Source organism: Arthrobacter parietis (assembly GCF_039530425.1).
Lineage (GTDB): Bacteria > Actinomycetota > Actinomycetes > Actinomycetales > Micrococcaceae > Arthrobacter_D > Arthrobacter_D parietis.
The window spans coordinates 55,138-67,554 of the sequence record NZ_BAAAON010000010.1 but is presented as its reverse complement, the minus strand read 5'-3'; the positions used below and the strand labels follow the sequence as shown (position 1 = coordinate 67,554).

The window sequence follows — 12,417 nt, the reverse complement described above, 5'->3', positions numbered from 1 at the left end:
CCCTGACACGCCGCCAAAACAACGACGACGACGCCGGGACCTGGGGAATCCGGCCCGCCTTTCACCGGATTACCCGGCCGGAAAGCACAGCGCGTACCTGCTCGAGAACGGCTTCCTGGTTGAACATGATGTCCTCGTAGCTGTAGCGCAGTACGAGGTAGCCGCCGGCGATCGTAGTGTTGTTGCGATGCAGGTCGCGGCGCAGCGCCCTGCGGTCGGAATGGTAGGCAGCGCCGTCGACTTCCACCACCAGAAAACCCTCGAGCAGGAAGTCAACGCGGCCGACTCCGTTGATGGGCACCTGGGTTTCGACATGGAATCCGGCGTTGCGAAACAGGATTCTGGCAACGACCTCAAGCGCCGAGTCGGCGCAGCCTGTCACCAGCTCGAGTGCGGAACGAGCCTTTCCATTTCGGTCTCCCTGAAGTCGTTCAAGCAGGAAGGGCTTCACGGTGTCGCTCCGCCTGAGGGAAGACTCCACCATGACAGCAGCTTCCACCGGTGGAAGGCAATGCAGAGCATGAATCAGTACGTCGACCACTCCGACGAGCGGCAGGTACTCATGCGGGGGAACGGAGCGCTCACGATGGTTTGCGAAACCCCGTCCATGGCCATGCAGACAACTAAGGTGGAGGCGACTATGCGGGTTCAGTAGCCAGAGACCGTAGTGCCGCGAGGCCGATGCACAGGTCAGCAGCCCGTTGTTGATGAGCGCGGCCTTGAAATCGTCAGAGGCTCCGGGCAAAGCCAAGACCCCCTTCCGCAGCCGCATCATCTCACCGCGCGCCACGGCGTTTGCGATCTGCCGCTTACTCAACCCGCGGTCCCGAAGTGTCTGGGTTCGCGCTACCGACCCGACGCTCCGCAACAGCTCAACTGCATCCACGATCCCATGCTCACGTGCGCCCACGTCAGCCTGCGGAGGAACAACGACGATGTGAACAAAATGCCCGCATATCGCGGCTTGTGCAGGGACGGTCGACTCCCCGCAGGCGGGCCGGATCCCCCACCTACTGAGCCCCAACCCGCGTGTCGCACGACGACACGCCGCCAAAACAACGACGACGACGGGAGAACCTGGGGGATCCGGCCCGCGGGCGCGAATCAGAGGGATCAGTGGACGTGCAGGCGGCGCGCGGCCTCCGAGATGGACCCGGTCAGCGACGGGTACACGGTGAACGTGTTGGCCACATCATCCACGTGCAGCTTCTTGGTGACGGCGAGCGCCAGCGGGAAGATCAGCTCAGACGCACGCGGAGCAACCACAACGCCGCCGATCACCGTCCCCGAACCCTTCCGCGCAATGATCTTCACAAACCCGTCCTTGACGTTCAGCATCTTGGCGCGGGCGTTGGTGCTGAGTGAGAGCTTGAAGATGTCGCCCTGGTACTGGCCGGACTCGACGTCGGCTTCCGAAACACCCACGGAGGCGATCTCCGGAGCCGTGAAGATGTTGGAGGCGACGGTCTTGAGCTTGAGCGGTGACACCGCATCCCCCATCAGGTGCGCCATGGCGATCCGCCCCTGCATCGCGGCCACCGAGGCGAGCGCCAGCACGCCCGTGCAGTCACCCGATGCGTACACATTCGGCGCGGTGGTACGCGAGACGCCGTCCACCTTGATGTGCCCCGACTCGGTCAGGGCAACGCCCGCTTCCTCGAGCCCGATCCCTGCGGTATTGGGAATGGCACCGACGGCAACGAGGCAGTGGCTGCCGTCAACCGTTCGTCCGTCGGACAGCGTGACCCGGACGCCGTCCCCTACCCGCTCCACGCCCTCGGCGCGGGACTTCGACAGCACGGTCATCCCGCTGGACCGGAAGACGCCCTCCAGCACCTCGGCGGCGTCGGCGTCCTCACCCGGAAGCACGCGGTCGCGGCTGGAAATCAGCGTCACTTCAGCGCCGAGCCCGTGATAGGCGGAAGCGAACTCCGCGCCGGTCACGCCTGAGCCGATCACGATCAGGTGTTCCGGGACCTCGGTGAGGTTGTAGACCTGCTTCCAGTTGAAGATCCGCTCACCATCGGGAACAGCGGTGGGAAGCTCGCGCGGATGGGCGCCGAGGGCCAGGAGGATCGCGTCGGCCTCCACAATGCTGGTGCCGGCGTCCGTTTCAACTTCGAGCCGGTGGTTGTCCAGCAGCTTCCCGGTGCCGATGATGATGGTGACGCCGGCCCGCTCCAGCGCCGCCGAAATGTCCTTGGACTGGTCCACGGCCAGGTCAAGCAGCCGCTGGTTCACTTGGGTGAAGTCGGCGTACGCCGAGGAGGCATCAGCGAATTTCACGCCAAGGCTGTGGGCATTCGCCACGCGCGCCATGGTGTCCGCCGTGGCAATGAGTGTCTTGGAAGGAACGACGTCGGTGAGCACCGCTGAGCCGCCAAGCCCGTTCTGCTCAACGATGGTGACCTTCGCACCCAGCGAGGCAGCGACCATGGCCGCCTCATAGCCGCCCGGACCACCCCCGAGGATTGCGATACGGAGGGCGCTGAAATCCAGTTGACTCGTCACACCTGCCATTCTGTCCTATCAGGCACCAGCCCTCAAACAGCCCGACGGCGCCACGCACCCGCCCGAATCACCGCGCCGAAGCCCCGGACGGGTGGAACAACACGCGCTCGACCGGTAGGTTGGACCGGTGATTGACCAATCCTCGACGGACCCGTTTGCCCTTGCCCGCGATGCCGCGGACTACATTGCCCGCCAGACGTCGGTAGCGTCCCATGACATTGCCCTGGTGCTGGGCTCGGGCTGGGGTGAGGCCGCCGAGCTGATCGGCGAAACCACGCACACCCTGCAGGCGACGGACATTCCCGGCTTCGCCGCCCCCGCGGTCGAAGGCCACGTCGGCACCGTCCGCTCCATCCTCACGCCCGCCGGCAAGCGCGCGCTCGTACTCGGCGCCCGTACCCACTACTACGAGGGCCGCGGTGTCCGCGCAGTGGTCCACGGTGTCCGCACCGCCGCCGCCGCAGGCGCCAAGACCGTCGTCCTCACCAACGGCTGCGGCGGCCTGCAGGAACAGTGGACCCCCGGCACACCGGTGCTCATCAGGGACCACCTCAACCTCACGGCCGCCTCCCCGCTCGAGGGCGCCACGTTCGTGGACCTCACCGACCTCTACTCCCCACGCCTGCGCAACCTGGCCCGGGAAGTTGACCCCACCCTGGACGAGGGCGTCTACGCACAGTTCACCGGCCCGCACTACGAGACCCCCGCCGAGGTCCAGTACGCCAAGCGGATCGGCGCGGACCTCGTCGGCATGTCCACGGCACTCGAGGCCATCGCCGCCCGCCACGCAGGCATGGAGGTCTTCGGCATGTCCCTGGTCACCAACCTGGCCGCCGGCATCAGCCCCATCCCGCTCAGCCACGCCGAGGTTCTCGAAGCCGGGCAGGCAGCAGGCCCGCGCATCTCCCGGCTCCTCGCCGACATCATCGGCAGGCTCTAGACATGCAGCCATCCTCCACCGACCTCTTCACCGCCGCCCGCGAATGGGCCGCCCAGGACCCGGATCCCGAGACCCGCGCCGAACTGGAAGACCTCCTCGCCCGAGCCCGGAACGACGACGACGCCGGCCAGGCCGCTGCCCTGCAGCAGCTTGAGGACGCCTTTAGCGGACCGCTGCTCTTCGGCACGGCCGGCCTGCGTGCCGCGCTGGGCCCCGGTCCCAACCGGATGAACCGGGTCGTCGTGCGCAGTGCCGCGGCGGGAGTGGCCGCCCACGCGCTCAACCTGGCGAAAGGCGCCTACTCGCCGCGCGCCGTCGTCGGCTTTGATGCACGCCGCAACTCGCGCATCTTCGCGGAGGAAACTGCAGCGATCTTCACTGCGGCCGGCCTCGAAACCTTCCTCATGCCCTCTGAACTGCCGACGCCGGTGCTCGCCTACGCGGTCCGTGCACTTGAGTGCGAGGTCGGTGTGATGGTGACGGCGAGCCACAACCCGCCGCAGGACAACGGGTACAAGGTGTACCTCGGCGGCCGTGCGGTGGAGGAGACTGCGCGCGGCGTGCAGATTGTCGCCCCGCATGACGCGCAGATCGCCGAGCAGATTGCAGCCGCTGGCGATATTCAACTGGCGCCGGGCTGGAACGTCCTCCCCGAAAGCATTGAGACGGATTACGTTGCTTCCGTTCTTGCCCTCGCGGACCGGGAGGCGTACCCGTCCCGCGACCTGTCGATCGTGCTCACGCCTCTACATGGAGTGGGCGGGCGGACCGCGCAGAGCGTCCTCGCCTCCGCCGGGTTCGACACCGTGTATGTCGTCGAGGAACAGGCAGAACCGGACCCCACGTTCCCCACGGTCGACTTCCCCAACCCCGAGGAGCCCGGTGCGCTCGACCTGGCGCTGGCCGCTGCGGCTGATCAGGACGCCGACCTTGTGCTGGCCAATGATCCCGACGCCGACCGCGTTGCCGCCGCGGCCAAGGACCCTGCGACAGGTGAATGGCGGATGCTGCGCGGGGATGAAACGGGCGCGCTGCTCGGCCTCCACGTGGCGGCCCGGCTCGCGGACGATGCAAAGCACGGCGCCGTCTTCGCCAACTCGGTCGTCTCCTCGCGACTGCTCGGCAGGATCGCGGACGCCTCCGGCATCAGCCACGCCCAAACGCTCACGGGCTTCAAGTGGATCTCCCGCGTTCCGGACATCACCTACGGCTACGAGGAAGCACTCGGCTACTGCGTGGCACCGGAACTGGTACGGGACAAGGACGGCCTGTCCGCAGCCCTGCTGCTGGCCGAGTTCGCCGCTGCCTGCAAAGCCGAGGGCAAGACCCTCTTCGACATCCTCGACGAACTGGCACTCGTCCACGGGCTGCACGCCAGCGACCAACTGTCAGTACGGGTAGGCAGCCTGGGGCTGCTGGGAGCCATGATGAACCGCCTTCGCGAGGCGCCGCCGTCGTCGTTTGCGGGTTCAGATGTGGTGGTCGAGGAGGACCTGGCTGAAGGCGTCCATCTGCCGCCCACCGACGGGCTGCTCTACGTCACCCGGGACGACACCCGCGTGATCATCCGCCCCAGCGGCACCGAGCCCAAGCTCAAGTGCTACCTGGAGGTCATTGAACCGGTGGATTCCGCAGCAGAGGTAGCGGACGCGAAAGCAACAGCGCGGACCCGGCTCGATGCCGTGATCCGCGATGTTGAGGAAGCGCTAGGGCTCTAGACGAGCACTTCCACCATTCCGCTGATCACCCGCGTCGGGAAGCTTCGCAGGGCCGTCCCGGATCCCGCTGCGGGAACGCCGGAATCCAGGAAGTAGACCTCCTTGTGCAGGGGCGAGGTGATGGTGAACCTCTGCCCGCGTGAGCCGACAATTCCGCGTGCCATGACCTGTGAGCCGCTGACCGGGTCGCGGTGCGAAACGGCGAACACCGTCGCTGAATCCACCCGGAACAGCGCCACCTGACGGCCGTGGATCAGCGCAGCTTCTCCCCAGCACAGCTCGAGGTCCTCAAGCCGGCAGATGGGATACCAGGTGCCGTCCTCGAAAGCAGCGAGCGTCGGTGTGTGATCGAGTTGCAGAGTCATGAGTCTCCCCGTTCGGATTGTTTGATCAGTTGCGATTACTGGTTAACTGAGCCTGCATCCGACGCTAGGAACGCCGCGTTACGCGCTCCCGCCCGAAGTGTTGCGGCTGCGTAAAACGCACCTCACCAAGCCGCCTGTCACCGGTGAGTGTGAAGTTAATCTTCGTTTACATAAGCGAAATCGCGGGGCAATTGGGCGTCCGTACGCTCGGTACCTAAGTGCGGCAACCGGCTGAGTTCGGAAGCTGCAAAGCGGCGAAAGGTACCCCTCATGAACTTCCAACAGATCCTCGTCGTCGGCGGCGGCCCGGCTGCCCACCGCTTCGTCGAGGCCATGGTCTCCCGTGGGCTGGACGGGTTCTGCGTCACCGTCCTCACCGAGGAGACCTGGCTGCCGTATGACCGCGTTGCCCTCAGCCAGGCACTGCTCGACGACGTCGACCTCACCCTCGGCGAGCCAACCATGTGGCACCACCCGGCCGTCACCCTCGCAACCGGCTCCCGTGCGGTGTCGCTGGACCGGGAAGCCCGCACGGTCACCACCGAGGCCGGCGAGGTGTACCCCTATGACCAACTGGTTCTCGCCACCGGCTCCAACGCTGCCCGGCTACCGCTTCCCGGCATGGAATCCGCGCATGTCTACCGAACAGTCGATGACGTCCGTACCCTCCGCGCGGAAGTCGCCCGCCTGACGGAGGAGTATGGGCGGACTATCGACGCCGTCGTCATCGGTGGAGGTCTGCTGGGCCTTGAAGCGGCGGGCGGCATGCAGTCCCTCGGCGCCAACGCCGCCGTCATCAACGGAGCTCCCTGGCTCATGAATACCCAGCTGGACCAGGGCGCCGGGCAGGCCCTCGACCGGCTGATCACCGCCAAGGGGCTGACCGTGCACGGGGGCGTCTTCCCCGCCGGCTTTGTGCTGGAGGACGGTCGGATGACCGGGGTCGACATGGCCGACGGCCGCCGGATCCCGGCTGACCTCGTGGTCGTCGCGGTCGGTGTCCGCGCCCGCGATGAGCTCCCCCGCGACGCCGGAATGACCATGGGCCAGCGCGGCGGCGTGGTGATCGACGACGCCTGCGCCACCGAGGATCCGAGCATCTGGGCCATCGGCGAGGTGGCCTGCTTCGAGGGCATGTGCCTCGGCCTCGTGGCGCCGGCGAACACCATGGCGGAGATCGTCGCTGACCGGCTGCACGGCGGCACCGCAACCTTCCCCGGCTTTGACACCGCCACCAAGCTCAAGCTCTCCGGCGTGGAGGTTGCCAGCTTCGGTGACGCCTTCGCGAAGACCGAGCACAGCCTCGAAATCGTGTATGCGGATCCCGCTCGCGGCCTCTATCAGAAGCTCGTGGTCACCGATGATGCCAAGACCCTCCTCGGCGGCATCTTCGTGGGCGACGCCTCCCCCTACACGGCACTCCGCCCGCTGCTGGGACGCGAGCTCAGCGCCGAGCCGGGCGCCTACCTCTCCGCTGCCGGCGCAGGTGAGGCCCCGGACACCGAGCTGCCCGACGACGCCATTCTCTGCTCCTGCAACAACGTCTCCGCCGGCTCCATCCGCGACGCCGTCAACGGCTGCGGCACCTGCGAGGGTTCCGCACCGGTCCGGGAACTCAGCCCGCTGAAGGGCTGCACCAAGGCCGGCACCGGCTGCGGATCCTGTGTGCCGATGCTCAAGAAGCTCCTCGAGGGCGAGCTGAAGAAGAGCGGTATCGAGGTCTCGAAGGCACTCTGCGAGCACTTCACCATGTCCCGCCCGGAGCTGTTCGAAGCCGTCCGGGTGCTGGAGCTCGACAGCTTCGAAGGCATCATCGAACGCTTCGGTGTCCCCGAATCAGGGCTCCTCGGCTGCGACATCTGCAAGCCCGTCATCGGCTCCATCCTCGCCTCGCAGCGCGCCGAGTACGTGCTCGACGGCGGCCGCGGCATCCTGCAGGACACCAACGACCGCGCGCTGGCCAACATGCAGAAGAACGGCACCTACTCAGTGGTCCCGCGCATCCCCGGCGGCGAGATCACCCCGGAGAAGCTGGGTGTCATCGCCAGGGTGGCCCAGGACTTCAACCTGTACACCAAAATCACCGGCGGCCAGCGCATCGACCTGTTCGGTGCCCGGCTCGAGGAACTCCCCGAGATCTGGAAGATCCTCGTCGAGGCCGGCTTTGAGTCCGGCCAGGCGTACGGCAAGAGCCTGCGGACCGTGAAGTCCTGTGTCGGCTCGACGTGGTGCCGGTTCGGCGTCCAGGACTCGGTGGCCATGGCCATCAACCTGGAGCTGCGCTACCGGGGCCTGCGCAGCCCGCACAAGCTGAAGTTCGGCGTCTCGGGCTGTGCCCGCGAGTGTGCCGAGGCCCGCGGCAAGGATGTCGGCATCATCGCCACCTCGGACGGCTGGAACCTGTACGTCGGCGGCAACGGCGGCGCGACGCCCGCCCACGCGCAGCTGCTCGCCAAGGACCTCGACGACGACACCCTCATCCGCTACATCGACCGCTACCTCATGTACTACATCCGCACCGCCGACCGGCTGCAACGCACCGCGGCGTGGCAGGCAGAGCTCGACGGCGGCCTCAAGCACGTCGAAGACGTCATCATCCACGATTCCCTCGGCATCGCCGACGACCTCGAAACCGCCATGGCCCGCCACATCGACAACTACGAGGACGAGTGGGCCGCCACCCTCAAGGACCCCGAGCGCCTGCGCCGCTTCCGCTCCTTTGTCAACGCCCCGCATGAGAAGGACGACTGGATCGCCAATGTTCCCGAACGGGGCCAGATCCGACCCGCCACCGACGAGGAACGTGCAGCCGCGCAGGCCGGTACCGGGCCGGTGCTGCTGGGTGCCGGGATCCCGGTCCGCGCCGCACTGCCGCAGAGACCGGGGTCGCTGGAAGCAATGGAGACGCTGGAGGCAGCAGAATGAGCACCGCTGCTGGAATCAACGTCAACGGCATCGAACTCACCCTCGACTGCGCAGGACTGACCGTCCTTATCGCAGGCACGACGACGGCGGCCCGCCACACGGTGCGCCGCTACACCGCCGGTGGAGCGACAGTCCGCCGCATCGCGACGCCGGCCCAGTTCCAGCCGCGGCTGCTGGACGCAGTGAGCCTTGCGGTAGTGATGGACGGCGCTACTGCGGACAGGACGATGCCAGGCTATTCCGGAGCCGGCGGCGCTCCCCTCGGTGAGCAGGATTGGGAACCGCTGCGTGCGGCCTGCCGCGAGCGCCGGATCCTCACCGCTTCCGAGGAACCCGCCACGACGGGCGGGAGGGTCACCCTGATCGGCGGCGGGCCAGGTGTGGAGGACCTCCTGACCGTGCGGGCGAAGCAGGCGCTGCGGGAGGCCGACGTCGTGCTCTATGACCGACTGGGACCGTACCGGACGCTGCCGCAGCTGGCCCCGGGTGCAGAGCTGATCGACGTCGGGAAGACCCCAGGCCACCACCCGGTCAGTCAGGCGGAGATCGAGAAGCTCATGGTCGCCAAGGCGCGCGAGGGCAAGCACGTGGTGCGGCTCAAGGGCGGCGATCCGTTTGTCTTCGGGCGGGGCGGCGAAGAGGTCAACACCTGCCTGGCGGAGGGCATCCCGGTGACCACCGTGCCGGGGATCAGCAGCTCCATTGCCGTTCCGGCGGCCGCGGGCATACCCGTCACCTATCGAGGGGTGGCTCATGCGTTCACCGTCATCTCAGGTCATCAACCGCTCATTGATACCGAGTTTGAGGCGCTGGCGAAGCTCGGCGGCACTATCGTGGTGCTGATGGGAATCGGGACGCTTCCGCAGCTGACGTCCGGCCTGCGCAAGGCCGGACTGGCTTCGAGCGTGCCCGTCGCCATCGTCGAAAAAGGCTACAGCCCCGAGCAGCGGACCACCGTCACCACCCTGGGTGACGCCGTCACAGCGGCGGGGCGGGCGCGCTGCGCGTCTCCCGCCGTCGTCGTGATCGGTGAGGTGGTGCGTCAGCACCGGGACTTTTCCGCCACGCTTGAGCACGTTCTGGCGCAGCCGCTGGGAGCATCGTGACGGTGACAGCGCCCTCATCGACGCCGTCGCCGGAAGCACCGGATCTACCGGTTGAGGGCTCCCTCGCCGGATTCCGAATCGGCGTGACGTCCGATCGGCGTTCGGCTGACCTCATTGACGCGCTGGAGCGGCGCGGCGCTACGGTGATGCACGCGCCGGCGCTCAAGATCGCTCCCGTGGCAGCTGACCTGCCGCTCGTCGAGGACACGCAGCAGATCATTGCAGCTCGGCCGGACTACGCCGTGATCACCACGGCGTACGGGCTACGCCGCTGGTCGGAGGCTGCGGACGCCGCGGGAGTCGGGGAAGCGTTGCTGGCCGTGCTCGGTGAGTCAAAGATTTACGTCCGTGGGCCCAAAGCACGCGGTGCCGTGCGGGCGGCCGGGCTGACGGACGCCGGCATCAGCGCTGATGAGACCACGGCGTCGCTGGTGAACATGATGCTCGGACTGGAGCTGCGAGGAAAGACCGTCGCCGTCCAACTCCACGGCTACACCGATTATCGGCAGCTCGACCGGCTGCGGCGGGCAGGCGCCGACGTTCTGACCGCAACCCCGTACCGCTGGGTAAAGCCCGCCGGCGCGAATCAGTTGCCCCGGCTCATTGAGGCCGTCTGCAACGGCGGGCTGGATGTTGTGACGTTCACCAGCGCTCCGGCCGTCGACGCCGTGCTGAGCACAGCGTCCGAAATGGGCTGCCGGGACGCGTTCCTGGCGGCGCTTCGTGGGCCGGTGGCGGCCGCCGTCGTCGGGCCGGTGACTGCGCAGCCGCTGGTGGAGGCGGGAGTGTCGCCGCTGATTCCGGAACGGTTCCGGATGGGGGCGCTGATCCGCCTCGTGGGTGAGTACCTGGGCCAGCATCGCGTGCTGCAGTACCCGAGCCGTTACGGGCTGATCGAGCTGCGTGGGAAGAACCTGCGGATTGACGGGAATCCTGTCGAGTTGGCACCTGCGCCGATGAGCCTCTTCCGAGCGCTGGTCGAGGCCAATGGTGCGGTGCTGTCGCGGGAGCAGTTGGCCGGGGTGCTCGGAGACGGTGCCGGGGAACACGCGCTGGACATGACCATCAGCCGGCTCCGGAAGACGCTGCCCGAGGCGTCTCTGGTGGCGACGGTCATCAAGCGCGGGTACCGCCTGCAGCTCTGACTACACCCATGAGACCTCTGGCCACCGGGTCGCGAACCGGAACTTTTGCGCAGGTACGGCGGGATCCGGACGCCGTCAGCTCACCGGATCTGCGCGAAAGTTCCAGAACGCAGTCGGTGACTCGCCTCGCGGACGGCCTCCGTCATGCGGTTCAGCCGCTCCGAATTCAGCGTCCACGTTTGCCAATGGAGCGGCACATCAACGTGCGCGTCCTTCTCCAGTAGCACCAGGGCCCCGAGATCGAGGTCCGATTCGAGTTGCAGCTCGGGAATCATTCCCCAGCCCAGGCCCGCCCGGAGTGCCGCGAGGAACGCTTCCGACGACGGGATGAGGTGTCGGGGCGGAGGCTGAGTGACGCCGTGGGACAGCAAAAAGCGCTGCTGCAGGTCATCCTTCGCATTGAACTGCAGGACCGGCATGCGGGTGAAGTCGATGCCGTCGTCGTTCATGAAGCGGCTCCGCAGCGCAGTCGTGGCCACGGGCAGGTACCGCATGTACCCAAGCAACTCAGCCCGGCACCCGTTCACCGGGGCGGGATCCGAGGTGATGGCGCCGATGACGTCGCCCTGCCGGAGGAGCCTGCTGCTGTGGTCCTGGTCTTCCACGCGCAGGTCCAGCGTGGTGTCCGTCCAGCCGGCAGCCTCGCCCAGGACGGGGACAAACCAGGTGGCCAGCGAATCCGCGTTGACTGCAACCCGGGTGACAGTTCGGGTTGCTTCACCGTGGCCAAGGGCAGAACGGGTCTCAGCCTCGATGATCTGCACCTGTCGAGCCATGCGGAGCAGCACCGAACCCGCATCAGTCGGAGTGCAGGGTATGCCCCTGCGCACCACAATCTGGCCTACCGAGGCTTCCAGTGCCTTGATGCGCTGGCTGACCGCGGAGGGCGTGATGCGAAGAGTGTCTGCGGCGGCCTCGAAGGACTCCTCGTCGATGATGGCCGCAAGAGCCCGCAACTGTTCGAACTGCATGAAGCAAACCTAATGCATGCGCAGAATCTATCGTTTGTCTACACTGCTCCCGCTGAATAGCGTTGATCCCATGTTGAGCATCTGGGGCACCGGCCTGCTGACGGGCCTTGCCCTGATCATCGCCATCGGCGCGCAGAACGCATTCGTACTGCGGCAGGGCATCCGGCGGGAACACGTGGGAGTGGTGGTGGCGCTGTGCATTGTCAGCGATGCGGCGCTCATCCTCGGAGGCACTGCGGGGATCGGCGCGCTGGTCTCGCAGTTCCCTGCCATCCTCGACATCCTCAGGTGGGGCGGCGCTGTATACCTGACCTGGTTCGCCGTCCGCTCCTTCCGCTCGGCGCTGAAGCCGGCGGCCCTGACAGCGGAAGCGCCGCGGAGCCGCGGGTCGGTGGTTGCCACCACTCTCGCGCTGACCTATCTCAATCCGCATGTCTACCTGGACACCGTCGTCCTGCTTGGAAGCCTGGCCAACCAGCAGGGAGAGGGGACCCGGTGGGTGTTCGCGGCCGGCGCCGTCGTCGGGAGCATTATCTGGTTCTGCGCCCTCGGTTTCGGTGCCCGGGGGCTCTCGGGTGTGTTGAAGAGTCCGCGAACCTGGCGGGTGGTGGACGTGGTCATCGGCGTGGTGATGTTGGCGCTTGCGGTCAAGCTGATCGTGGGCTGAGGCCGGCGCTCAGCCACGTCCGCACCGGCCCGCGGAAACTTGCCTCGGGCGCTAGAGTTGAGGCAGACA

Annotated in this window: 10 protein-coding genes; 6 read left to right on the top strand and 4 right to left on the bottom strand. The window is 67.0% G+C overall.

Annotation, left to right across the window (positions count from 1 at the left end; translation table 11 throughout):
- Positions 1–61: 61 nt before the first annotated feature.
- Both ABFX19_RS15020 and ABFX19_RS15015 read right to left on the bottom strand, forming a co-directional pair.
- Positions 62–886: a DUF559 domain-containing protein gene (locus tag ABFX19_RS15020; protein ID WP_346028809.1), complete on the bottom strand. Its 825-nt coding sequence runs from the start codon at positions 884–886 to the stop codon at positions 62–64.
- A gap of 227 nt (positions 887–1,113) precedes the next feature.
- A complete protein-coding gene (locus tag ABFX19_RS15015) occupies positions 1,114–2,511 on the bottom strand; it encodes an NAD(P)H-quinone dehydrogenase (protein WP_277359827.1) in 1,398 nt (465 codons plus the stop codon).
- Between the two features lie 127 nt (positions 2,512–2,638).
- On the opposite strand from ABFX19_RS15015, the gene ABFX19_RS15010 reads away from it, so the two are divergent.
- Positions 2,639–3,451: a purine-nucleoside phosphorylase gene (locus ABFX19_RS15010; RefSeq protein ID WP_346028808.1), complete on the top strand. Its 813-nt coding sequence runs from the start codon at positions 2,639–2,641 to the stop codon at positions 3,449–3,451.
- Positions 3,452–3,453: 2 nt separating this feature from the next.
- Positions 3,454–5,169 (top strand): phospho-sugar mutase, encoded by a 1,716-nt coding sequence (locus tag ABFX19_RS15005; RefSeq protein WP_346028807.1) that lies wholly within the window; start codon positions 3,454–3,456, stop codon positions 5,167–5,169.
- On the opposite strand, the gene nirD is transcribed toward ABFX19_RS15005, so the two are convergent.
- Positions 5,166–5,534: a nitrite reductase small subunit NirD gene (gene nirD / locus ABFX19_RS15000; protein WP_277359900.1), complete on the bottom strand. Its 369-nt coding sequence runs from the start codon at positions 5,532–5,534 to the stop codon at positions 5,166–5,168. The genes ABFX19_RS15005 and nirD overlap by 4 nt on opposite strands.
- A 270-nt stretch (positions 5,535–5,804) precedes the next feature.
- Between nirD and nirB the strand changes: the two genes are divergently transcribed.
- Genes nirB through ABFX19_RS14985 form a run of 3 tightly spaced genes read left to right on the top strand, consistent with a single transcriptional unit; the run spans position 5,805 to position 10,710 of the window.
- Positions 5,805–8,459 (top strand): nitrite reductase large subunit NirB, encoded by a 2,655-nt coding sequence (gene nirB / locus ABFX19_RS14995; protein WP_346028806.1) that lies wholly within the window; start codon positions 5,805–5,807, stop codon positions 8,457–8,459.
- 29 nt (positions 8,460–8,488) lie between these two features.
- Entirely contained in the window at positions 8,489–9,565 is a 1,077-nt protein-coding gene (gene cobA / locus ABFX19_RS14990) for a uroporphyrinogen-III C-methyltransferase (protein ID WP_428831062.1), read from the top strand.
- Positions 9,562–10,710, top strand: a complete 1,149-nt coding sequence (locus tag ABFX19_RS14985) for a uroporphyrinogen-III synthase (RefSeq protein WP_428831058.1) — start codon at positions 9,562–9,564, stop codon at positions 10,708–10,710. Before cobA ends, ABFX19_RS14985 begins: the two co-directional genes overlap by 4 nt.
- Before the next feature lie 80 nt (positions 10,711–10,790).
- On the opposite strand, the gene ABFX19_RS14980 is transcribed toward ABFX19_RS14985, so the two are convergent.
- Entirely contained in the window at positions 10,791–11,681 is an 891-nt protein-coding gene (locus ABFX19_RS14980) for a LysR family transcriptional regulator ArgP (RefSeq protein ID WP_346028804.1), read from the bottom strand.
- Positions 11,682–11,751: 70 nt separating this feature from the next.
- Here ABFX19_RS14980 and ABFX19_RS14975 point away from each other — a divergent pair, with 70 nt between their 5' ends.
- Positions 11,752–12,348 carry a LysE/ArgO family amino acid transporter gene (locus tag ABFX19_RS14975; RefSeq protein ID WP_346028803.1) on the top strand — a complete coding sequence of 199 codons (597 nt, stop codon included), beginning with the start codon at positions 11,752–11,754 and terminating at the stop codon, positions 12,346–12,348.
- Positions 12,349–12,417: the final 69 nt, after the last annotated feature.

What these genes read in the sequence shown, in the direction of transcription:
- ABFX19_RS15005 (WP_346028807.1), top strand. Translation starts at nt 3,454, where the DNA reads ATGCAGCCATCCTCCACCGACCTCTTCACCGCCGCCCGCGAATGGGCC.
- nirD (WP_277359900.1), bottom strand. Translation starts at nt 5,534, where the DNA reads ATGACTCTGCAACTCGATCACACACCGACGCTCGCTGCTTTCGAGGAC.
- nirB (WP_346028806.1), top strand. Translation starts at nt 5,805, where the DNA reads ATGAACTTCCAACAGATCCTCGTCGTCGGCGGCGGCCCGGCTGCCCAC.
- ABFX19_RS14980 (WP_346028804.1), bottom strand. Translation starts at nt 11,681, where the DNA reads ATGCAGTTCGAACAGTTGCGGGCTCTTGCGGCCATCATCGACGAGGAG.
- ABFX19_RS14975 (WP_346028803.1), top strand. Translation starts at nt 11,752, where the DNA reads ATGTTGAGCATCTGGGGCACCGGCCTGCTGACGGGCCTTGCCCTGATC.